Origin of the sequence: Paenibacillus sp. EKM211P, from assembly GCF_011066175.1 — a bacterium.
GTDB classification, from domain to species: Bacteria; Bacillota; Bacilli; order Paenibacillales; family Paenibacillaceae; genus Paenibacillus; species Paenibacillus polymyxa.
Genome location: NZ_JAAMNS010000019.1, coordinates 98,335 through 123,860, shown reverse-complemented (window position 1 = coordinate 123,860; position 25,526 = coordinate 98,335). Strand labels below are relative to the sequence as shown.

10 protein-coding genes and 2 pseudogenes are annotated in these 25,526 nt (G+C 41.3%); 5 read left to right on the top strand and 7 right to left on the bottom strand.

What is annotated here, in order from left to right; translation table 11 throughout:
- The first annotated feature begins 24 nt into the window (after positions 1-24).
- The 5 genes and pseudogenes from G9G57_RS22415 to G9G57_RS26085 all read left to right on the top strand — a co-directional run.
- Positions 25-5,310: a non-ribosomal peptide synthetase gene (locus tag G9G57_RS22415; protein WP_238799336.1), complete on the top strand. Its 5,286-nt coding sequence runs from the start codon at positions 25-27 to the stop codon at positions 5,308-5,310.
- A 29-nt stretch (positions 5,311-5,339) separates the two neighbouring features.
- On the top strand, positions 5,340-15,449 hold the full coding sequence (locus tag G9G57_RS22410; protein ID WP_164965570.1) for a non-ribosomal peptide synthetase: 10,110 nt from the start codon (positions 5,340-5,342) through the stop codon (positions 15,447-15,449).
- Between the two features lie 23 nt (positions 15,450-15,472).
- Positions 15,473-16,195, top strand: coding sequence for a thioesterase II family protein (locus G9G57_RS22405; RefSeq protein ID WP_019687303.1), 723 nt, complete (start codon positions 15,473-15,475; stop codon positions 16,193-16,195).
- Positions 16,196-16,324: 129 nt separating this feature from the next.
- Entirely contained in the window at positions 16,325-16,645 is a 321-nt protein-coding gene (locus G9G57_RS22400; RefSeq protein ID WP_023988770.1) for a short-chain dehydrogenase, read from the top strand.
- A 288-nt stretch (positions 16,646-16,933) separates the two neighbouring features.
- Positions 16,934-18,141 (top strand): annotated as a pseudogene (locus tag G9G57_RS26085) (IS5 family transposase); the annotation flags it as partial.
- A 490-nt stretch (positions 18,142-18,631) separates the two neighbouring features.
- Here G9G57_RS26085 and G9G57_RS22385 read toward each other — a convergent pair.
- The 7 genes and pseudogenes from G9G57_RS22385 to ppsA all read right to left on the bottom strand — a co-directional run.
- Positions 18,632-18,847: pseudogene (locus G9G57_RS22385) on the bottom strand (tyrosine-type recombinase/integrase); the annotation flags it as partial.
- Positions 18,846-19,088: a hypothetical protein gene (locus tag G9G57_RS22380; RefSeq protein ID WP_019687305.1), complete on the bottom strand. Its 243-nt coding sequence runs from the start codon at positions 19,086-19,088 to the stop codon at positions 18,846-18,848. The pseudogene G9G57_RS22385 and the gene G9G57_RS22380, both read right to left, overlap by 2 nt.
- Before the next feature lie 85 nt (positions 19,089-19,173).
- Entirely contained in the window at positions 19,174-20,334 is a 1,161-nt protein-coding gene (locus G9G57_RS22375; RefSeq protein WP_016820873.1) for an alpha/beta hydrolase family protein, read from the bottom strand.
- 223 nt (positions 20,335-20,557) lie between these two features.
- On the bottom strand, positions 20,558-21,613 hold the full coding sequence (locus G9G57_RS26310; protein ID WP_019687306.1) for a HAMP domain-containing sensor histidine kinase: 1,056 nt from the start codon (positions 21,611-21,613) through the stop codon (positions 20,558-20,560).
- A 1-nt stretch (position 21,614) separates the two neighbouring features.
- Positions 21,615-22,310 carry a response regulator transcription factor gene (locus tag G9G57_RS22365; RefSeq protein WP_019687307.1) on the bottom strand — a complete coding sequence of 232 codons (696 nt, stop codon included), beginning with the start codon at positions 22,308-22,310 and terminating at the stop codon, positions 21,615-21,617.
- 435 nt (positions 22,311-22,745) lie between these two features.
- Positions 22,746-22,877 carry a hypothetical protein gene (locus tag G9G57_RS26270; protein ID WP_019687308.1) on the bottom strand — a complete coding sequence of 44 codons (132 nt, stop codon included), beginning with the start codon at positions 22,875-22,877 and terminating at the stop codon, positions 22,746-22,748.
- A gap of 23 nt (positions 22,878-22,900) precedes the next feature.
- Positions 22,901-25,519 carry a phosphoenolpyruvate synthase gene (gene ppsA / locus G9G57_RS22360; RefSeq protein ID WP_164965569.1) on the bottom strand — a complete coding sequence of 873 codons (2,619 nt, stop codon included), beginning with the start codon at positions 25,517-25,519 and terminating at the stop codon, positions 22,901-22,903.
- Positions 25,520-25,526 lie beyond the last annotated feature (7 nt).

Below are 25,526 nucleotides of genomic sequence, written 5' to 3'. Positions count from 1 at the left end.
AACCCATTCGCACCGGGTGAAAGGATGTACAGGACAGGTGACCTGGCAAGGTGGCTGCCTGACGGCAACCTAGAATACCTGGGCAGGATCGACCATCAGGTAAAGATAAGAGGCTACAGGATAGAACTGGGTGAAATAGAGAACCGGTTATTAAAGCATGAAGCAATAAAAGAAGCAGTGGTATTGGACAAAGAAGGAGCTGACGGAAATAAGTATCTTTGTGGATACGTCGTACCGGATCAAGAAATAACCGTACAGGGGATGAGGGAACACTTGTCAAAAGAGCTCCCGGACTACATGATCCCTTCTTACTTTATGCAGATGGAAAAGCTGCCATTGACCCCTAATGGAAAAATAGACAGGAAAGCATTGCCCGAGCCTGACGGAAGTATGAGTACGGGAACAGAATATGTAGCGCCGCGGAATGAAGTGGAAGAGAAACTGGTTGAAATATGGCAGGAAGTGCTTGGAGCAAAACAGGTAGGAATAAGGGACAACTTCTTTAAAATAGGCGGAGATTCTATACGTGCAATATCATTAGTCAGCACAATATGCAAAAAGTTGGATATAAACATCCAAATCAGGGATATATACATGAATCCTGATATTGAGAGATTGTCTGCATTCTTAAAAGTAAAAGATACGGAAGCTTTTAACAGTAAGATGGGTAAAGCAAGGGAAGAACTGGAGTTATTTAAACAGCGAATATTGATGAATGAAACTCTCTCAGAAAAGTTACCTTCGGACATGGAAGATATATATCCGATGAGTCACATAGAGCTGGGTATGATTTATCATTCCAAAAAAGACTATGAAAATGCAGTTTATCATGACCAATTTGCATTTCATCTGAATGACAAAGACTTTGATTTCCCAGCATTTAAAGAAGCGATGCTTCTAATGACGTCAAAACATGATATTTTAAGGACGGTTTTTAATTTAGAGGATTTTGAAACTCCTGTGCAAATTGTTTACAAGAGCAGTAGTCTTGATATTGAGCAGATAGATATCATGAATTTTAGCAGGACAGGGCAGGTTGAGTATATAAACAAATATTTGGAAAATGACAGAGCGAATCCGTTTGATATATCAAAGCCCCTTTGGAGGATAAGAATATTCAAACTTGACGCAAACCATATTTGTCTGGTTCTGATATTCCACCATGCTATCCTGGATGGCTGGAGTGTTGCTTCATTGATTACGGAAGTTTCAAACCTATACTCTAAGCTTAAGCAAGAAAAAGATTATATACCAACACGGCTTAAATGCAGCTATAAAGATTATATAGCAGACCAAATGACAATTAAGGACAACCAGGAAGTAATTAATTATTGGAGAGAGGAATTAAGTGAATATAAAAGGTTGAATATGCCTGCAAATATTCATGGAAAAACAAAAAAATCTTATAAAGTAGACCATGTAACACGCCATTTAAGTCAGGAATTTTTAGGTGATTTAAGAAGTACTGCCAGAAGATATGATGTAAGCTTAAAGACACTTTGCTTTGCTGCATACACTTATATGCTCAATATGCTTTCATACGAGGATGACTTTGTCGTAGGTTTGGTAGAAAATAACAGACCTGTATGCGAAGATGGAGATAAGATGCTGGGGTGCTTCTTAAATACGGTTCCCGTCAAAATGTGTTTTGATAAAATCGATATATGGGAGGAATTGATAAAAGTTGCAGAAAAGAAATTAATAAACTTAAAGCTTTATGGAAGACTGCCTTTATTTGAGATCATAAATATCCTGGGCGGAAAAGAAAACAAAGAGGAAAATCCTTTATTTGATACCATATTCAATTATGTGGATTTTCATATATATAACGAGATAATAAACAAAGAAATCGGTGATGTTAAAGATAGAATTTCAGTTGATGAATATGAAGCAACCAATACAAGTCTTGACTTTACAGTAAGTAATACATTCGATGATCTTAATATAAGCTTGATCTACTCGGACAAAGTATTGGAAAGAAAACAGGCAGAAGAGTGTATAGACTATTTTATTAATATTTTAAATATGTTTATCCATAACCCCAAAGGGTCAGTTGACAAGCTTATTATATTAAGTCATGAAGAAAGAAAGCAGTTGCTGATAGACTTTAATAATACTAAGAAAGACTATCCGCAGGACAAAACCATACATGAGCTGTTTGCTGAGCAGGTGGAAAGGACACCTGACAACATAGCTGTGGTATATGAAGACAAGCACTTGACTTACAGGGAATTGAACGGAAAGGCAAATCATTTGGCCAGAGTATTGAGGAACAAAGGGGTAAAGCCTGACCGTATTGTAGGAATTATGGCCGAACGTTCATTTGAGATGATTGTGGGGATATTTGCCATATTGAAAGCTGGAGGGGCGTATCTGCCGATAGATCCTAATTATCCTGATACAAGGATAAAGTATTTGTTGGACGATAGTGGTTCCCAGATCCTTTTGACCTCCAGGACCTTTATGGAAAATAAGCAGATTGATGCGGATATTATATATCTGGAGGAAGAATATTTAAATGAAGAGAACTCAAAGCTTGAAAATGTAAACAAACCCTCGGACCTTGCGTACGTCATTTATACATCAGGTTCGACAGGGAAGCCCAAAGGTGGAATGATTGAGCATACTAGCGTTGTAAACATAATTACAGCCCTCCAGGCCATGTATCCGCTTAAAGCGGAAGACGCTTTTCTATTTAAAACAACTTATACCTTTGACGTATCCGTAGCTGAGATATTTGGCTGGTTCCTCAACGGAGGAAAGCTTGTAATATCACGCCAAGGTGTGGAAAAGGAAGCTATGGAGTTAGTAGAGGTAATAAACAAGCATAAGATAACCCATGTAAACTTTGTACCATCAATGCTGAATATAATGGTGCATACTTTAAAAGATAATGGTATAAAACTGCCATCAACTCTCAGGTATATTTTTGCTGCTGGAGAAGCGCTGCCCAAAAAGCTTGTCCATGAGCTTTTCGATGTCTCAGAGAACACATCTCTGGAAAATATCTATGGGCCTACAGAGTCCACGATATATGCAGCGGGTTACAGTATAACAAAGAAAATAGCAGAAGAACTTATAACAGTACCTATAGGGAAAGCTTTACAGAATGTATACCTTTATATACTGGACAAGCACAACCAATTAACTCCTGTAGGAGTGGCCGGTGAACTTGTGATAGGTGGAAGCGGTCTTGCAAGGGGCTATTTGAATAGACCTGAACTGACAGCAGAAAAATTTGTACCTAACCCGTTTATTCCCGGCGAAAAAGTGTACCGCACAGGGGACTTAGTAAGGCGGCTTCCTGATGGGAACATCGAATTCATGGGCAGGATCGACCACCAGGTAAAGATAAGAGGCTTTAGAATAGAGCTTGGAGAAATTGAAGCACATCTGGTGAAGCACACTGCTATTAAGGAAGCAGTGGTTATTGCAAAGGAAGAGCAGCAAGGGAAGAAGTACCTGTGTGCATATATTGTAGGGGAAAATGAATTGACCATTTCCGAGCTAAGGGAGCATCTCTTAAACGAACTACCTGACTACATGGTACCAGCATATTTCATGCATCTGGAACGGATACCATTTAATGCCAACGGTAAAATTGATCGGAAAGCATTGCCTGAACCACAGGGGAATATTAATACCGGAGTAGAGCATGTAGTTCCTAGAAACGAAAGAGAAGAAATACTGGCCAAAGTATGGGAAGACGTACTAAAAACTGAAAACATCGGGGTAAAAGATAATTTCTTCAGCCTTGGAGGAGACTCAATAAAAGCCATACAGGTAATGTCGCGTCTTAACGTCCATGGGCTAAAGCTTGAAATGCGGGACTTATTCAAACATCCTGTAATTGAGGAACTCGTCGAATATATACAATCTACAAGCCGAAGAATTCATCAAGGCCCGGTAGAAGGCATAGTACCGATAACACCTATACAAAGATGGTTGTATAAACAAGACAGCAAGGATATCCATCATTTTAATCAGGAAATAATGATATATGGGCGTAACGGATTTGAAGAAGCTATTATTCGAAAAGTATTGTCAAAGCTTGTAGAGCACCACGATATTTTTAGAACAGTGGTAAAAATAGAGGATCAAAATATACTCCAATACAACAAAAACCTTGAAGGTGAACATTTTTCATTGGAAATTGTAGACCTTAGGGACAGCTATAATTACCGGGAAAAAATAGAGCTGGAAGCGTCGAGGATTCAGAGGAGCATGGACTTGTATAACGGTCCTTTAGTTAAGGTTGGTCTGTTTAAGACTAAAGAAGGGGACCACCTGCTAATAGCTATTCACCACCTTGTAGTTGATGGGGTATCGTGGAGAATCATACTGGAAGATTTGGACATAGGATACAGACAGGCGCTAAACAATGATGAAATAAAATTCAGCAACAAGACCGACTCTTTCAAAGATTGGGCACAGAGGCTTGATGAGTATGCCAATAGCCCTGAACTATTAAAAGAAATAAATTACTGGACCAATTTGGAAAAAACTGAAACAATACCGCTTCCAAAAGACCGAGAGATTGAAGAAAGAAGGTATATGAATAACAATAGCGTCAAGATCGAGCTGAGTATTGAAGAGACTGAGAAGATGCTAAAGCGGGTAAACCATGCTTATAACACAGAAGTAAACGACATATTGCTTACCGCCTTGGGATTAGCAGTGAGGGAATGGACCGGAAATGATAAGGTTCTGATCAGTCTGGAGGGGCACGGCAGGGAGGAAATCATTAAAGACATTGACATAAGCAGGACCGTGGGATGGTTCACCACCCAGTATCCCGTGGTGTTAGATGTCAGCGGACAACTCGATATTTCCCGCATGATCAAATCGGTAAAAGAAAACATCAGGCAGATACCTAACAAAGGGATAGGTTACGGCATACTAAAATATCTTACCTTGCCGGAAAACAAAGCCGATTTAAATTTTAATCTAAACCCTGAAATAAGCTTCAATTACCTCGGTCAATTCAACCAGGATAATGTAGACAATTTATTTGGAGTGTCTGATATTCCTGCCGGAGAGTCTACAGGACCAAACTATAAAAGTGAGTATTGTATTGATATTAACGGCGGAACTGTAGAAGGCGGGAAGCTGGAATTAAACTTTAGCTACAACCAGGGCGAGTATGAGAAGAGTACTATTGAAGGGGTAGCGGTGAGTTTTAAAAAGCATTTAGTAAACATAATAACCCATTGTGCAGAAATGGACTATTCAGAAGCTACACTCAGTGATTTTACAGTAGACGATCTGAATATGGATGAGTTTGAAGACGTATTGAATAACTTCGAATAAAAAGAGTTTGTATTTAAGGAGGAGTACTTATGAGTGATTTGAAGAAACAAAACATAAAAGATATGTACCGGCTCACTCCTATGCAGCAAGGGATATTGTACCACTATATGATGGATAAAAATTCAGACGCCTACTTTGAGCAGATATCACTTTCTATAAAAGGCATCCTGGACATTGATTGTGTTGAAAAGAGCGTTAATATCATTATTGAAAAGTATGACGCTTTGAGAACAATTTTTTTGTATGAAAATGTAGCCAAGCCCTTACAAGTAGTCATGAAGGAAAGAAAGCTGTCTGTCAGCTATGAGGATATTACCTCCCTTGCCGAAGAACTAAGGGATAGGTATATAGAAGAATACAGGGTTAAAGACAGAAAAAAGGGCTTTGACTTATCAAGGGATATTTTAACAAGATTAAGTGTAATTAAAACAGGCTACCAATCTTATAACATGGTATGGAGCTTTCATCACATCATTATTGATGGGTGGAGTCTCGCAAATATATTTAGAGAATTTATGGAAAACTATGAAGCCCTGATGAATAGCCGGGAGCCGGAGTCAGGAAAGGTATATCCTTACAGCCGCTATATCAAATGGTTGGAAGGCAGAAATCAGAACGAGGCCGCAGATTACTGGGAAACCTATCTTAAAGGTTACGAGCATCAGACAGTCCTTCCCCAAAACGGCAGGTCTGCAAGTGATGATTTCAGGATTGAAGAAACGGAGTTTAAAATATCTGAACAAATAACTAGCGATCTTGAGAAGTTTGCAGCCAAAAACAATACAACCATGAGTACCATTATAAAGACCATATGGGGGATATTATTACAGCGGTATAACAATACCGATGATGTGGTGTTTGGTGAGGTGGTATCGGGAAGGCCTCATGAAATACAGGGAATTGAGAGCATGGTGGGTTTATTTATAAATACCGTTGCAGTAAGGGTGAGTTGTGATGAGGATAAAACTTTTACCGAACTGATCAAAGAGATGCAGCAATCGGTGCTTGAATCTGACCGGTACAGTTTCTATCCTCTGGCGGATGTGCAGTCAAAAACATGCTTGAAAGATGCCTTGATACATCATGTCATGGCTTTTGAAAATTACCCTATGGATGAAGCGGTTAATGCTTCATCCAGTAATGGCATTTTAAATGTAGTTGGAATGGAAATATTCGAGCAGACGAATTATGATTTTGGGATACTCGTTGATGGCGGTAAGGAATTATCTATTAAATTCAGTTACAACTCACTGGTATATGATGGTAATTTCATAGAAAAAATCAAGGGACATTTTCAGTCGGTAATAGAAATTGTAACCGATAATCCCGATATGCATATTAGGAATATTGATATACTCACCGAAGTGGAAAAGAAAGAAATAGTGCACTGCTTCAATAATACAACGGAGGAATACCACAGGGAAAAGACCATTCACCAACTATTTGAGGAACAAGCGGTGAAGACACCTGACAATGCGGCAGTGGTGTTTGAGGGTAAGCAGCTAACCTATAGGGAACTCAATGAGAAGTCAAATCAGCTTGCAAGAGTGTTGAGGGATAAGGGAGTTAAACCAGACAGCATAGTGGGTATTATGGTAGAACGCTCACTGGAGATGGTCATAGGTATATTTGGCATACTTAAAGCCGGAGGGGCATATATGCCTATAGATCCTGACTACCCTAAGGCAAGAATCGAATATTTACTCGAGGACAGCGAGATAGGGGGGCTGATTTCCCAAAAGCAATTCCTGGAGAAAGTGGAGTTTTACGGGAAGTATATAGACATAGAAGATGAAAGCCTTTATGCCGGAAACCCTATGAACCTGGAAGTGGTATGTTCACCGCAAAATTTGGCATATATCATTTATACATCTGGGTCTACAGGAAAACCTAAAGGGGTTATGGTAGAACATAAAGGGGTAGCAAATCTGGAGGCGTTTTTCAAGACCCGCTTAAATGTAAGTGAAAGCGATAGGATTATTCAATTTGCATCAATTTCATTCGACGCTGCAGTTTGGGAAATATTTATGGGACTATTGGCAGGAGCAACACTATATATATCTTCAGGCGATATTATCAATGACTATCGAAGATTTGAAGAATACCTAAATGAAAATGAGATAACTATTGCTACTTTACCACCTCCGTATCTGGCAAATCTGGACCCGGAAAAAGTAACTTCCTTAAAGAAGGTAATTGCAGCAGGTTCGGCTTCCACTCCCGAACTTTTAAAGAAATGGAGCAACAGGATTTCATATATAAATGCTTATGGACCTACTGAGACAACCGTATGTGCAACGGTATGGAAAGCAGATGATTGTGAGACGGCCGATAAGTCGGTACCTATTGGTAAACCTATTACCAATACCCGGGTGTTTATAGTTGATGAAAACAATAATCTTAAGCCCATAGGTGTTGAGGGTGAACTCTGTGTTTCCGGGGCAGGATTGGCGAGAGGATACTTGAAAAAACCGGAACTTACCAGGGAAAAGTTTGTACCGAACCCATTTATGCCTGGAGAACTGATGTATAAAACAGGAGATCTTGCAAAGTGGCTTCCTGACGGGAATATTGCATTTGCCGGCAGAAAAGACCACCAGGTTAAAATAAGAGGGTATAGAATCGAGCTTGAGGAAATAGAAGCAGCCCTTTTGAAGCATGCTGATATAAATGAGGCGGTGGTCATTGACCGGGAGGATTCAAGTGTAGGCAGGTATCTTTGCGCTTATATAGTGTCTGACCGAGAAGTGACAGTGACCGAAATAAGGGAGCTTATATCTAAAGAGCTGCCCGATTATATGATTCCATCCTATTTTATGAGGATAGCAAAAGTACCGTTAACCATAAATGGAAAATTGGACAGAAAGGCGCTGCCGCTGCCTGATGGAAGAATAAATACAGGAACAGAGTATGCAGCGCCTTCAGGTGAAGTGGAGGAAAGGCTTGCGCTGCTGTGGCAGGACATCCTTGGAATAGAGAAGGTAGGAAGAAATGATAACTTCTTTATGCTCGGAGGACACTCGTTAAAGGCAACAAGCCTTGTAGCAAGAATTCACAAAGAGTTCAATGTAGACATACCTCTTAAGGAAATATTCAAGACACCAACCATCTTAGAAATTGCCAGCTACATTGAAGACTCAAAGGAGAGCCTATATCAGTCCATTCAACGTGCTGGGGATATGGATTATTATCCCATGTCATCCGTCCAGAAAAGACTATATATATTAAACCAGCTTGAAGGAGCTGGAATCGCCTACAATATACCTGGCATAATATTGCTGGAAGGTACTGTTGATAAAGCACGTTTTGAGCAGGCTTTTTATAGTCTGATAGAAAGGCATGAGAGCTTTCGAACCTCCTTCCATATGATCGAGGAAGAGCTGTCTCAGAAAGTCCATGACAAGGCGGACCTAAGTATCATGTACCTGGAAACCAGTGAAGAGAAGGTTCCCGAAATAGTGGAGAAATTCATAAGGCCCTTTGACCTTGGAAAGGCTCCACTATTAAGAGTTGGACTTGTAAAGATTGGAGAAGCCAGACATATTATGGTGTTTGACATGCATCATATCATATCGGATGGAGTGTCCAACGACATACTGGTAAGAGAGTTTATAAGCTTATATGAAGGGAAAATACTTCCTCCACTGCGTATACAGTACAAGGACTACTCAGTTTGGCAGAGGGAATTGTTTGCAGGAGCTGTCATAAGTAAGCAGGAGGAATTCTGGCTCCAGACCTTTCAGGGAGAGATCCCTGTGCTGGATTTATCCACCGACTACCCAAGACCCGCAGTACAAAGCTTTGAAGGAGACTACATCAGCTTTGAAGCTGATAGCGAGCTTGCGGTTAGACTTAACAAGCTTGGATCAGACAATGGAGCTACATTATATATGACGCTTCTTGCTGCATACAATGTGTTGTTATCTAGATACACTGGACAGGAAGATATTATTGTGGGAAGTCCTATAGCTGGAAGGCCTCATGCTGACCTTCAAGACATCATAGGTATGTTTGTAAACACTCTGGCCATGAGAAACCACCCGCAAGGAGAAAAGACTTTTATTGAATTCTTGAAAGAAGTTAAAGAAAATGCTTTGAAAGCATACGACAATCAGGACTATCAGTTTGAAGAATTAGTGGATAAGCTGGACATAAGGAGGGATATGAGCAGGAATCCCCTCTTTGATACCATGTTTGCCATATACAATGTTGGAAAAGCAGAGCTCATAACGTCTGATCTAAGCTTCAAGCCGTACAACAAAGGGATAGAAGGCAGAATATCAAAATTTGACATCACCTTAAATGCATTTGAGACTGAGGATGGTATAGCCTTTGAACTCGAATACTGTACAAGACTGTTTAAGAAAGAAACAGTTGAAAGACTTGGGGCTCATTACATCAATTTGCTGGAAGAAATTGCAGCATACCCCGAAAAAAGGCTTTATGAAATCGAAATGTTATCACAGGAAGAAAAACAGCAAGTATTATACAGCTTTAACGATACTGCTCTCGAATATCCCCTGGATAAAACCATACACCAAATGTTTGAGGAGCAAGTGAAAAAGACTCCTGATCATATTGCAGTGGTTTTTGAAGGTAAACAATTAACCTACCGAGAACTGAATCAAAAGGCAAACCAATTGGCCAGGGCATTAAGAGAAAAGGGAGTAAAGCCTGATGATATTGTAGGCATAATGGTGGACCGCTCGCCTGAAATGGTTATAGGTATAATGTCAGTAATCAAGGCTGGGGGGGCGTACCTTCCTGTAGATCCTAATTATCCATTGGAAAGAAAAAGGTATATGATGGAGGACAGCAAGGCCAAAATTTTACTCACCCAAAATCATCTTATGGATCGTGATGATTTCGATGGTGAGATTATTGATTTATCTGATTATGATTATAATTTTATAAACGATGTGAATATAAAATGTATAAATAAGCCTGGTGATACAGCGTACATCATCTATACCTCTGGCTCAACGGGAAACCCTAAAGGTGTTTGCATTGATAATAAGAGTGTATTAAACCTGGTAGAGGGTCTGTTCCAGAGAATATATAGCAAATATGAATCACCGTTGAATGTTTGCCTCATTGCCCCTTATGTTTTTGATGCTTCGGTGCAGCAGATTTTCGCAGCACTGCTAATGGGGCATGCATTGTACATTGTACCGGAGGAAGCAAGGAAAGACGGTAAAAAGCTGCTGGACTTCTATAGTGAAAATAGGATTGATATTTCGGATGGAACGCCCATACACGTAAATATGATGTTAAATTCTCCTCCTATAGATAATAACCTAAAAGTGAGACATTTTATTATAGGCGGAGATGTTCTTCCATTTGATGCAGTAAAAGACTTCCTAAGCAGATTTGAGGATGTGCAACCTTGCATCACAAATGTTTATGGTCCTACCGAATGCTGTGTGGATTCTACGGAATATTTGATTACTGCGGCGGGGCTTAGTAGATTGGATAATATCCCCATAGGCCGTCCTTTGCCAAACACCAGAGCATTCATACTTGGTAAGAAATTAGAAGTAAATCCTATAGGTATCGCTGGGGAATTATATATATCTGGGGATGGTCTTGCCAAAGGCTATTTAAACAAGACGGGGCTTACTGCAGAAAGATTTGTATCTAACCCGTTTATAAAGGGAGAAAGAATGTATCGTACTGGGGACTTGGCAAGATGGCTGCCTGACGGGAATATAGAATTTTTAGGCAGGATGGACCACCAGGTAAAGATAAGGGGATTTAGAATAGAACTTGGAGAAATAGAGGCTCAGCTATTAAGACATGCTTCAATAAAAGAAGCTGTGGTTATTGTAAAGGAAGACCAACAGAAGAACAAGGATCTGTGTGCATATTTCGTTGGGGAAAATGAACTGACAATAACTGAACTAAGGGAATGCCTTTCAAAAGAATTGCCCGAGTATATGATTCCGGCATACTTCATGCAGCTGGATGAAATGCCTTTGACAGCCAATGGTAAGATAGACCGGAAGAACTTGCCCCACCCTGCTGCTCATTTAAATACTGGAGTAGAGTATGAAGCACCTTCAGGTGAAGTGGAAGAGAAGCTTGTACAATTGTGGCAGGATATCCTGGGGGTTGAGAAAATAGGGAGAAATGATAATTTCTTTGTGCTTGGGGGGCACTCATTAAAAGCAATAAACTTTGCAGCCAAAATTCACAAAGAGTTCAATGTAAATATATCTCTTAAGGAGATATTCAAGCTGCCGACAATTGCAGAAATTGCCAAGTACATCCAGGAAGCCCAAGAGAGTATTTATCAATCTATCCAGCCCACTGGAGAAATGGAATACTATCCTATGTCGTCTTCCCAAAGAAGGCTGTATATATTAAATCAGCTTGAAGGAGCAAGGGTGGCATACAATATGCCAGAGTTTATGTTGTTAGAAGGCAGTATTGATATAGAACGTTTTGAGAAAGCCTTAGATCAGCTGGTAAAAAGGCATGAGGCTTTCCGGACCTCCTTCCATATGGTAGATGGTGAACCGGTGCAGAAGGTCCATGATGAGGTGGAATTTAGTATCATGTACATGGAAACCGGCGAAGAAAAAGCCTCAGAAGCAGCAAATGAATTCATAAGGCCATTTGACCTTGGCAAGGCTCCTTTACTAAGAGCAGGGCTCGTAAAAATTAGAGAAGACAGGCATGTCATGATGCTTGATAAACACCATATCATATCTGACGGGGTGTCGGATGAAATACTGGTAAGAGAATTCATAAGCTTGTATGAAGGAATGAATCTTCCAGCACTTCAGATTCAGTACAAGGACTATTCCGTATGGCAGAATAAATTGTTTGCTGACGGCACAATCAGTAAACAAGAAGAATACTGGCTCCAGGCATTTAGGGGAGAAATACCAGTACTTGATATGCCGGTAGACTACCCAAGGCCGGCTATACAGAGTTTTGAAGGCGATATGGTCAGTTTTGAAACAGGCCGGGAACTTGCACATAAACTGAACAAGCTTGCCGTGGATCATGGAGCAACACTGTATATGGTGCTTCTAGCTTCATACAATGTGCTTCTTTTCAAATACACCGGACAGGAAGATGTCGTAATTGGAAGCCCTATAGCAGGAAGGCCACATACAGATTTGCAGGACATCATAGGCATGTTTGTCAATACCCTAGCTATGAGGAATTACCCTCAAGGTAAAAAGAATTTCAGCGAGTTTTTGAGGGTAGTAAAAGAAAACGCTCTAAGGGCTTATGAAAACCAGGATTACCCATTTGAGGAACTTGTGGAGAAGCTTAGCATTAAGCGGGATTTGAGCAGAAATCCGCTGTTTGATACTATGTTTGTCTTGCAAAATAAAGAAGCATCAGAATTTAAGATGAATGGGCTAAGGTTCATGCCCTATGATAATGAGTTCAGGGCGTCCAAATTTGATTTGACCCTAAACGCCCAAGAGACCCAGAATAATATTGTATTTGGGTTAAAGTATGCTACTCGTCTGTTTAAGAAAGAGACAATAGAAAAACTTAGGGTCCATTTCATCAATGTACTGGAAGAGATCACAGCTTACCCCGAAAAGATGCTGTCCGAAATAAATATACTATCTCAGGATGAAAAACAGCAAATACTAAATAGTTTTAATGATACAAAGGCAGAATACCCTAGGGATAAGACTCTACATGAGCTGTTCCAAGACCAAGTGGAAAGGACACCTGATAATGTAGCTGTAGTGTTTGAGGACAAGCAATTAACCTACAGGCAGCTCAATGAAAAGGCAAATCAGCTTGCCAGAGCACTAAGAAGTAATGGTGTAAAGCAAAACAGCATAGTTGGAATAATGGTAGAAAGATCCGTAGATATGCAGGTTGGAATACTGGGAATTTTAAAAGCAGGAGGTGTCTATTTACCAATTTCAACCAAACTTCCTGAACTAAGAATAAAAAAATTACTGGAAGATAGTAATGCAACTATGCTGTTGACGCAATCACATTTAGCGGATAAAGCAGAGTTTTACGGTAATATATTACTGCTTGATTCCCCTGAAATATACATTGGAAGTGCTGAAAACCTTGATAAAATAAATAAACCAGAGGACTTAGCTTATATCATTTATACATCGGGATCTACTGGAGTTCCGAAGGGTTCAATGATAGAGCATCGAAGTGTAGTTAACTTGGTTTATGGACTAAGAAAGCTTGTCTATGAAAATTATGATAATTATTTAAATGTTGCCCTTGTGTCCCCTTACTTTTTTGACGCATCTGTAAAACAAATATTTGCGGCTTCTCTCCTTGGCCATACGCTGTTTATAGTTCCTGAGGATACAAGGCTAGATGGTGAGGGCCTTCTAAAGTACTATAACAGGAATTCAATTGCTGTTTCAGACGGAACACCAGCACATATAAAGCTTTTAACAGATACTGCCAGGCCTGGCGAAAGTCTTTCAGTTATGCAGTTTATTATCGGAGGGGAAGAACTTTCATGTAAAGGTATACAAGGTTTCTATGATCGGTTTAAAGATAATAACCCTACTATAACAAACGTTTATGGTCCAACAGAATGCTGCGTAGATTCAACTTATTACCATTTAAGCCGTGAGAAGGTGAGAAATCTAACAAGTATACCTATAGGTATGCCATTGCAGAATTATAAGATATATATACTTAATGAAGACATGAATATCTTACCGGTTAATACAACTGGTGAAATATATATATCTGGAGATGGGCTGGCAAAAGGCTATTTGAACAAACTTGAATTGACTACGGAAAAATTTGTAGCTAATCCTTTCAGCTCTGGAGAAAGAATGTATCGTACCGGTGATCTTGGAAGGTGGCTTCCTGACGGAAACATCGAATTTATAGGCAGAGTAGACCATCAGGTAAAGATTAGGGGCTTTAGGATAGAGCTTGGGGAAATAGAAGTGCAGCTATTAAAGCATCCTTCAATAAAAGAAGCTGCGGTAATTGCAAAGACAGACCAGGAGGGCAACAAGTATTTGTGTGCTTATATAGCAGGGGAAAGTGAATTTACAATATCAGATTTAAGGGCGCTTCTCTTAAAAGAACTTCCCGATTACATGATACCACAATACTTTGTTCAGCTGGAAAAGCTGCCTTTGACAGCCAATGGCAAAATAGATCGGAATAATTTACCCCAAAATGACGGTACTTTAGCTACATCAGTAGAGTATGTAGAGCCTTGCGGTGAAGTTGAGGAGAAGCTTGCACTGCTGTGGCATGATGCCCTTGGAGTACAAAAAATTGGTGTGAATGATAACTTCTTTGAACTGGGAGGATACTCACTGAAGGCAATATCCCTTATAAGCAGAATTTATGAACAGTTAAATGTTGAGGTACCACTAAAAGACTTTTATATGGCCCCAACCATAAAGGAAATTGCCCGTTTTATACACAATACGTACGCCAATGATTATATTACACCAAGTCCGGCAATTCATTTTAATTCAGCAATGGAGAGTCTTATGTTTGCATTCCCTCCAGGAGGAGGAAATGGAATAGCTTATGGTAGTTTATCAAAACAAATGAATGCTTATTCCATATATTCCTTTGACTTTATAGAAAATGAGAGCAGGATGGAGGAGTATGTGAAGGCAATTACTTCTGTCAAACCCGAGGGCCCATATATTCTATTTGGTTACTCGGCAGGAGGTAATCTGGCATTTGAAGTTGCTAAAGTATTAATTGAAACTGGACATCATGTATCCGATATAATCTTTCTGGATTCGGCTAAATCATTTGTCCTTATTGAGGAAGAAAGCGAAGATGCTAAGAAACTTGCTGAGCAACAGGATAAAGAATTTATAGAAGAAAATGAGAAACTTATAAAAGGCATGTTTGGAGATAACCAGGCAGTTATTGAAAAGGCCATTGAAAGAATGAGAAATTATCATAAATACACTAGAAGTGTTATAAACTCGGGACAGATAAACTCCAATATCCATCTTATTATATCACAGCAGCAAGACAATGAAGGTGAAGCTGATTTATGTGAAGGATGGAGAGAGGCAACAACGGGAGAGTTCAAAGTATATAACGGATTTGGCAGTCATTTTGATATGTTAAGTACAGGATATATAGATAAAAATGCGGCTATTATTAAAGAAATATTGGAAGAGATCAACCAATAGTTCAGATATAAGGGGTAGATATAATGGATAAGATTAAATTGTTTTGTCTGCCGTATGCAGGAGGTTCTGCAGCAGTATATAAATATTGGGAACAATACTTGCATGATAGGATTGAGCTTTTCCCGATTGAGCTTGCGGGAAGAGGCAGCAGGATTGGTGAACCGTTTTACGGAAGTGTTGAGGAAGCGCTTGAAGATATACACCGTATTATCATAAGCAACCTTGAAGAACAACCTTATGCGTTGTTTGGCCACAGTATGGGCAGTGTACTTGTATATGAACTTGCCTATAGAATAAAGGAGCTCGGACATCCATATCCTGTCCATATGTTTATTTCCGGCAGATATCCTCCGGGTTTTGTAAGTAAGAAGAAGGTACTCTATGATTTGCCGGATAAGGAGTTTGTGGATGAGGTATTTAAGCTGGGAGGCACGCCCAAAGAGGTTCTGAAAAGCAATGAATTAATGGAGTTGTTTTTACCGATACTCAGAGCGGATTTTAGAATTACTGACACATACAGGCACATTGAAAAAAACGCTAAGCTTGACTGCGATATAAGTGTATTGTGGGGAAAAAGAGAAAAGGGAGCCACTATTTTTGACGTTGCAAAATGGCATGATTATACGTCCAAAAGTTGTAAAATTCATATGTTTGACGGGGATCATTTTTTTATACACGATTACAAAAGGGATGTAGCAGCAGTAATAAATAGTAGTCTCATCGACTTTGCAGACAATGTTATGTGAAGACTGAAGTTTATTTAAAATTTAATATGAAATCAAGAGGCTAAGTTTTTAGGTTGACTTTAATGACCTGTAGACTTAGCCTCTTTCCAGTCTAATTAAGAATTTCAAGAAAGTAGAACCTACGTCCTATTGGAATTATTTTCATGTTTCTGTATTACGACGAAAGCAGCGCTCCATTCCTATACGCTATCCCAACGGTACATGCTTAAAGACACATCGGTGAAAATCCTGGAAATTGCGCCGCCAGGGGTTCAAACGTATTTCAATAACGATCCGAGCTCTATGCTACTAGCATCATTCATTGATGAAACGATGAAGGTACTTGGTACGGATGCGGACGAGGTTCTAGTGGAAGAAGCGAAAGTATTTCGAAACAACCCGGGCCCGAACGAAGGTATTTTTGTGAACCAGTTAAACAATATGATGTTTGAGCCGCCAAAGGGTCATTAATCCGTTTAATACTTAGCGTATATTTTCGTTAATTATCTCAACTCGCTTTTAGAAAATCCTTGATTATCAAGGGCGTGTACATCGAAGACATGTAAACAACGTATTCGCCTTGACAATGAGCCTCGCGGCATCGGAGTCTAAACACGTGCGCCGATGCCCATAGGACACGGTTTACCTAGGGCTTGCTGAACGAATCAAAACTCCAACAGGCACAAGGGTTTAGGGCCTCTTATGTCGAAGGAAAACGGGGCAGCCCCGTGAAAAACCGTGCACTTGGAGGCGTCAGGATTGTATCAGCGAACCGAGAACCAGATGAACCTGCCCGTCGACTTTTTTCTGCCGTTCGGCGGAAAGCTCGCAGAAGATAACCGCTGGGTGCTGCTGGCCCAGATGATTCCGTGGTGGATGCTCGAAGAGAAGTATGCGAAAAACTTCAAGAAAAGCCTCAAGGGCCAAAAAGCCGTTTCGATCCGTATCGCGCTCGGCGCACTCATCATCCAGGAGCGGCTTGGCACCGATGATCGGGAGACACTTCGTCAGATTCTGGAGAACCCGTATCTGCAGTACTTCCTCGGTCTGCCGGAATATCGGTACCGCCGTCCGTTTCATCATTCTCTCATGACGCATTTCCGCAAGCGATTGGGTGGCGAAATTCTGGATGAAGTGAATGAATGGATCGCTCTGGAAGAAGCGCGCAAGTGTCGGATGATTCATCGGACGACGATGAACCTGGCAGCGGAACTGACGCAGCGTCCGGTAAGCCTTCAGAAACGCAGCCACAGCAGATGGAACTGACGAACGAGGGCGAACTGCTGCTGGACGCTACCTGCGCGCCGGCGGATATCGCCTACCCGACGGATTTGTCGTTACTGAATCAGGCCAGAGAAAAGCTGGAGAAGATCATCGACATCCTGCACGAACCGGAACGTGGAAAGACCCGCAAGCCCAGAACATACCGAGAGTGTGCCCGCAAAGCCTATCTGGCGGTTGCCAAGCAGCGGCGCGTGAAGCCGCGCGCGATACGAAAAGCGATCGGCAAGCAGCTCAGGTTCGTTTCCCGTGATCTGCGCATGATCGCCGAACTCGCCGATATGACGAGCGGCCTGCCGCGGCGTTTGTACAAGGAACTGCTGGTCATTCAAGAGCTTTATCGTCAGCAGCAAACGATGTATGACAAGCGGACACACAGCATATCGGATCGGATTGTCAGTATCGCACAGCCACATGTCAGACCGATCGTGCGCGGCAAAGCCAGGGCAAACGTCGAGTTCGGAGAGAAGCTGGCGATTAGCGTGGTGAACGGCTACGCTTTCCGCGAGCATCTGTCGTGGGATAGCTACAACGAAGGGCAGACATTGCAGGACGCCGTAGAGCGTTACCGCGCCAGATTTGGTTATTATCCCAAAGCGGTGCTGGCCGACCAGATCTATCGAACCCGCGACAACTTGCGCTTCTGCAAAGAGGGAATTCGCTTAAGCGGACCGCAGTTGGGTCGTATTAATAATGGTTTCGCATTTTCAATAACCTTAGATATAGTCGAGCTATTTCATAACTACACTCACCTAAAATCACTTTGCGATGATTCGCTGCTCTCATCAGTTGGAGTAACTACAGACAATCTCTTTGTATTCTACTAAAGTAGGGAACTTTGTGTCATTTTAGTAGGGGATTTTGTGTCAATGTACAACAACAGTTGCAGCAGAAAACTACATCTATAAGGTTCTCTTCAGACATATTCACAAAACCCGTATTTTGTACATATGTATAGCATGATCTTCGGAGATAAAAATGCCTTAACATAAACTGTTGATTGACACAAAACTCCCCTTGTTTTCGATACCAAAGCACCCTCTTTAACTTTATTCCTTGTGCTATCATTGAAAAATCATTATGTAATTTTATGTTGGATGTAAAATTGCATAGTTCTCACTTATTATAGTGGGATTTTGTGTCACTGATTTCATGTTTCCTTACGTTGGAAATTGCTCACTTATCCATATTATTAACTGCAGTTCTCATTTCTTCATCAGACAAATGTGTATAGATCATGGTTGTTTGTATAGACGAATGCCCTAACTGATTCTTCAACCTAGGTACGTTATTGTTCTCCAGGTGATAACGAGTTGCGAATGAATGTCTCAAAAAATGCACTGTCAATGCGGGTTTGCCAAATGCCTTCGCATATTTCTCAACGAGCTTTTCATCCAGCAGTCAATAATGTCAGCAGACTCGCCAGACGTTCTTCCATCTGTTCCAATGTCAATATGCTCATTCTGGAAGCCGCAAGCTCAATGGCTAACGGAATCCCTTCTATTTTTTTGCATATGGCACCTACAAGCTGCAAGTTTTCCAGCGTGGGCTGAAGCTTAGGAGCAACCAAAAACGCACGTTCCATAAACAGTTGCACGGCTTCAAATTCCTTGATTTCTTCTTGCGAAAGCATCTCCAGCGAATACTCCTCCCCTGGAAAGGATAACTGGGGAATCCGATAGACGTATTCCCCAGTTTACTTTATGACGTCCTGGCAATCACTTAGGACGAGGTGCAGCTGGTCCAAGCCCAATTGAGCAGAGCCAATTCAGCGCTACCTCATGTAGCACGTTGATGTTGTCTACCTGACAGTGTTCTAATCCCCCAAGTCTTCTATCCTCTATCGGGAAGAATGTCTTGTTTTTCGAACCCGCTTGCTCATAATTTTTCAAGGCTTGTGTCAGCGGATTTGGCTGAACCAATATCTCTTCCGCTCCGTGCATTACAAGAAGCGGACATTCTATCTGGTGAAGCACCCCCTCAAGATCATAGGCAAAACGCGGATTACCCGCAAAGTCCTCCATGCTTTTTGCCCCCAGAATTCTCATGCCATGTGCGGCCAGACTCGGTGGCATCCATTTAAGCATTGCATCCCAATCAAAGGCATGCGTACCGCCGTCGGAGATGACGGCAGCAATTCTGTGATCGAACGAAGCGAATCGCAAAGAGTCGTAAGCCGCAAAACTCTCACCGTGCACGATAATCTTATCGGGATCGACTTCTGGCCGCGTTAGAAGAAAGTCGATTGCTCGGGAATGGAAAGCCTCACTGTCCGCTCGTCTTCCTTTTCCCTTTTCGTACAGCGAGAGGCCGGTGCCAGGCTGGTCATAAACCAGAAAGTTATATCCACACGAAATAAAAGCGGGACCTAGCCAGAAATAGTTTTCAATTGACCACTCGTCGCCACCGTTGAGAGCAAAAAGGGTCGGCTTCGGACCTTTTATCCAGGAAGGGGAGAAGAAGTAACCATCCAGCTTGACATCTTCGTAATCGACTTGGATCTTCTCCGGTTGGACATCGAAGTACTTCCCGGCAGCTTCGAAGAGTTCATTTACTTTTTTAAATACACGGATTTTCTCGGTGTCATCATCCATCACCGTATATTCTGCAATTCTGTAGTAATTGCAGGCACGAATGTAGCAGTTTCGTGCTGTATACCAGTTTCCAGCTGTTTCGGCCTCCTTGCCGTGTCTTTCCAATGCCTGAGCCGTTATGAGCCATTCCCTGTGCCACGTGTCCTTGTCTTCGGGGTCGATTTTTTTGCAGGCCTCGTAGATCTCGGTGACGTCCGTAGCACCGAGGCTTGCCATACCTAAAGCTTTGGTGACTTGGTATGACATCATGTAGTGATTGGGCCAACGGCTGAACTCAATTGACATTGTAACATCCCCCTTTTCCAGTTCTAGTTCTTGTAGTTTTTTTACTACAAGTAATTTTTACAACACAAAGATAAAGCTTCTTTAAAAGAAAAATAAATGTTTGTAAAGAGAATATAAAAAATTATAAAACACTAAAAAAATAAAAAATGGCTGCTGCCTGGGTGTTCATAGCTGGCAGCAGCCTTTAACTCCTGTAGTAAAAGAAAATGTGCAAAAAATAAAATCAGTGTTGTGCGGCCAAGGGAAGGCTGAATCTTATCCCCAAACCGCCATATTCGGAAGGGTAGGCGTCAATTTCGCCCCTATGATGTTCAATAATGGATTTACAGCTTGCAAGACCCAGCCCCAGCCCGCCCTTTTGGATTTGTCGCGATTTATTCACAGTGAAAAATTTGAGGAACAGAGAAGATATATCCTTATCCGGCACTCCAATTCCATTATCCTCGATTTGAAAAAAGGCATACTGTCCTAGCGGGTAACCGGTCATATACACTTTCAGCTTATTTTTCCCTCCATATCTTACAGCATTGCTAAAGAGGTTGCCGAAAACCCGACGTATCATCGGTTCATTGATCATCAGCCATATATTTTCCGTGAATGAATGGCGGCAAGTAAGCTCATTGTCAAGTCCCGCCAACTCATATTCATATTCAAGGGCAATGTTTTCAAATAATTTTGATGCTTTTACAGGTTTAGCTACCATAGATTCCAACTCCAGTTTTTCTTTGGTGAAGCTGGAGAAATCATTGATGAGTTCGACCATATATCCTGACTTCTTTTGAATCAAATCATAATATTCCTGCTTTTCAGTTTCTGGTAAATCCTTGTGCATAGCCAGCAGTTCAGTAAAGCCATTAATAGATGTCAAGGGAGTTTTCAAGTCGTGGGCAATTGCCGCGATCATATCGGTCTGCTCTTTGTGCGCGAGTTGAAGCCGATGCTCCATCTTATTGAAGTGTTTATAAAGTTCTCCGATCTCGTCATTACTTCTTAGAACTAGGGGAGGCAGTGGATGTACAATATTTACTTCTTCAAGCCTGGTATTCAGAAGCTGAATGGGTTTCTCTATGCAAAAATGAATATAGATAATTAGAATAATAAATATGATGCAGGCAATTGCAAATATGGGCAGGAGCAATGCTATATATCGCGAGTCCAGTAATGAACTGCGTATAGGAGAATATACTGCAAAGACAAGCTTCAGGTACATTCCAATCGAAAACATGAATATTATAAACATCAGCAGGAACAAAAGAGGAAGCTTTATTTTCAGTTTCATACTATTGCTCTCTTTCCGTGTATTTATATCCTATGCCCCATATTGTTTTAATAAAGTCATATTCAGGACCAAGTTTCTTACGGATATTTTTTATATGAACCGTTACGGTATTTATTTCTCCGTATTCGTCTCCCCAGACGTTTTCATATATCTGCTCACGAGTCAATACATTATTGGGGTGGCGCATGAGGACAGACAGAATCTGAAATTCCTTCGTTGACAAGTCGAGCTTCCTGCTATTCAGGAATGCTTCAAACGTCTTATCGTTCAGAATGAGCGGAGAATCCGCCTTTTCGTTACTGGGACTAAGTTCATCCCACTCTTTAAAAAGCCTGTCCACTTTTCTGAAGTGAGCCTTTATCCTGGAGACAAGCTCCTGAATACTGAAAGGTTTGGTCATGTAATCGTCTGCTCCTATTTCGAGCCCGACGATTTTATCAATGTCCTTATCACGCGCACTTAAAAACAAAATTGGAACATTATAAGAGTTTCGGATACTTCTGCAGACATCAAGTCCATCCATATCAGGCATCACTATATCAAGAACGATGAAATCAATATGATTTTCTTCCAATGCGGATAAGGCTTCTTTCCCAGAATATGCCGAAGTTATTGCAAATTGCTCGTATCTTAAACTCTTTGTGATGAGTTTTACGATTTCTTCATCGTCGTCTACAACTAATATCGTTTTTAGCATATTTATACCTCCCAGCCGCTTTAAATGGACTGAATTTATAAAACAAAAGCCGCATGGACTTCTCGCTTTGAAAAAAGTCGCGCTCAAAGCGTCTCTCCAGTCCCGGATAAGCTGGAAAAAGAGCTTGAGCAACGACCTGGGCAATGCTGGCTTTAACAAACTGGTATGCTCTTCAATAGCGTTCGAGCTATGTACATATTCCAGCTTGAAGGCCTGCACATAGCTTTTGACGTAATGTCCGGGAGTGTGTCTAATCAAAAGACAGTGTGAAAAGGAGCAAGAAAACCATCACAAGTTTTGGTTTTCAGCCTTTTCCGATAAAGTCCATCCGAGCTCCGCACTCCACATGACTTGAGTGTCGGTCACTTTGCAGTTATTAATAACTTCTTGCAAGTTTATCATACAGGAGAATTGAACACTAATTCATGCAGGAAATCACTTTTGGATGATACTACCGCTAGTTAGCGGAATCATGGTATTGCCCTGTGGGTTAGGTGAAACGAATGCTAGGCCTGTATGTGTTTGAATTAAATGCAGCGGCAAGCTTAAATGACCGCCACTGCCCATAATTACCCCCCCTTAATTATCCATTACAAAAATTCGATATACCCTTCTGTTCCATGCACGCGAATTCGTTGGCCATCTTTTATCAGTTTGGTTGCATTCTCCACTCCGACAACGGCTGGCAAGCCATATTCACGTGCGATAACGGCTCCATGCGTCATCAGTCCGCCCACTTCCGTAACTAAGCCTTTTATGGATAAAAACAATGGAGTCCAGCTGGGGTCAGTAAAGGAGGTGACTAGTATGTCGCCATCTTCCAGATCAGCCCCTTCTATATTCAGGATCACACGAGCTCGCCCCTCTACAACGCCCGAAGAAACAGCCAGGCCTACAATAGCTTCAGCGGGGATATTTTCTCGTTTGTATTGACCTGTAATGATTTCGCCATCAGATGTGATAACACGTGGGGGAGTTAATTTTTCATATAATCTGTACTCATTTTTTCGTTTGTCGATGACCTGGTAATCCAGTTTATTGGTGCGTATAGTTTCCTGCAATTCTTCAAAAGAGAGATAGTAAATATCTTCTTTTTCATGAAGAATGTTGGCTTGTACGAGTCGTTCCGCTTCCTTTAGTAAAGCCTGTTTATAAATGAAGTAGCGACTAACAATGTCGTATTTCGGATATTCACGATAACCGATGAAATTCCGGATCTGGTCGATAATTTGTTTTGTCTCTTCGGCTTTTTGTTCACCACCTGGTAATTGTTTCAATCGGGCTAATAAGTCCTGTTCTTTTTTCAAAGCCTCCTGTCGCCCTTGCTCAAATTTTCGTTTACTGGCGCCAGGCTCAAGGTTTTTGATGTTACTGAGGATCATAGGCACCAGTATACTTGGTTTTTCACTCCAGCGTGTTCTTGTAATATCGATCTCCCCGGCACATCGCATGCCATATTTGTCGAGATAAGTAGCGACAGCATCACGCACCTGCTGCCCACCTTCAAATTGAACCAGTTCATCTAAAAAATTATCATCCTTTACCTGTTGTAAATACTCAACTATTTTCGGATAGGGACGAATCACATCTGCAACATCCAGTAGCTCCATGCCCATTTCAGAAGTGACGTTATTAGGTACAGATAGGGAAAGTGTGTCTGCTACATTTTTTTCTCCTAACCATTCATTCATTTTTTCATTGATCCATGCTGAAGCATGGATGGCGGACATAATTACACTCAAATTTTTCAGATCTGATGCACGCTGCCTCCGTTGCTGCATATCTTCCAGGATACAATCAAATACATCCAATCCTGATTTCGTTTGGATGTTACGTTTTAACGCTGATAACGATGTCTCACTACTCTTAATCAAATCAGCAACAATTACCGGGTCATTTCCTGCCTCTTCCAGAATATCCGCAGACGACATACCCTTATGGCTTTTAACAGGCCCCGGTTCGCTTTTGTCAGATGGGTCCAATTTTATAAAATCTCCCCGCTCTATGATGGTAATAAGCGCGTCTTTTATGAGCGGATCGGAGTGTCCTAAAACATCCAATAAATTCTGCCTCCCATCCAGTGAAGATAGGCCCATCGTGATATCCACAAACAGCCTTCCACCACCAGTTTTAAACATGGGTGTAGCACCTGTTAACATCCAAACAGATATCCCCAGTGGTTTAATAGGATCAGTCATCATTTGCTGATGGCCGACAGATACATACACGTGATTCTCCTGGTCATTTGCTTCAGGAATGGGATATAAAGTGGTGATCGGCCGACTCTGAACAATATAAAATGTATCATCAGCCAAACACCATTCAATGTCTTGTGGGCAGCCGAAATGTTCTTCGATCTGTCTTCCAATGCGTGCCAGTTGTAAAATTTGTTGATCCGTAAGGGTTTGCGTCTTTTGCTGATCAGGACTGAGCTGCTTGGTCTCTGTTCCGCCTTCTTTTCGTCCATAAATAGCCATTTTCTTGGTTTCCACCCTCTTGTTGACGATTACCCCATCCTGTACTTGGTAATAATCGGCAGATACCAAGCCGGAGACCAGCGCTTCTCCAAGTCCGAAACTAGCATCGATAGAGAGCAGCTTTCGGTTGCAATTGATGGGATCAGCGGTAAATAAAATCCCTGAAGCCTGTGGAAACACCATCCTTTGAACGATAACAGATAAATAAACTTGGCTGTGATCAAATCCATTCTGCATTCGGTAAATTACCGCGCGTTCTGTAAATAAAGAAGCCCAACATTTGCGGATATGCTCCAAGATGGATTCTTTGCCGATAATATTTAAATAGGTGTCTTGTTGACCAGCAAAAGAAGCATGCGGCAAATCCTCAGCAGTCGCACTAGAACGCACGGCATAAGCATATTCATTTCCAAACTGGGAGAGATAGTGGGCAACTGCTTTCACAACATCGGAAGGAATGGCTACTTCCATAATGGCCTGTCGAATCTTTTTGCTGACTTCATCAATTTGTTCTCGATCTTCTACTTTAAGCGTAGTTAGCTGATCCAACAAAGCATGAACCATTTCGTTTTGTTCGAGGGCTTTTTGATATCCCACTGTTGTAACACAAAACCCTTCTGGCACTTGCATTCCTTCCATTTTGGCTAATGCCCCTAAGTGCAACCCTTTTCCACCAACAAGCAAAAGCTGAGTGTTATCCATTTCTTGAAAATCAAGAACCAGTGAATTCATTCAACAT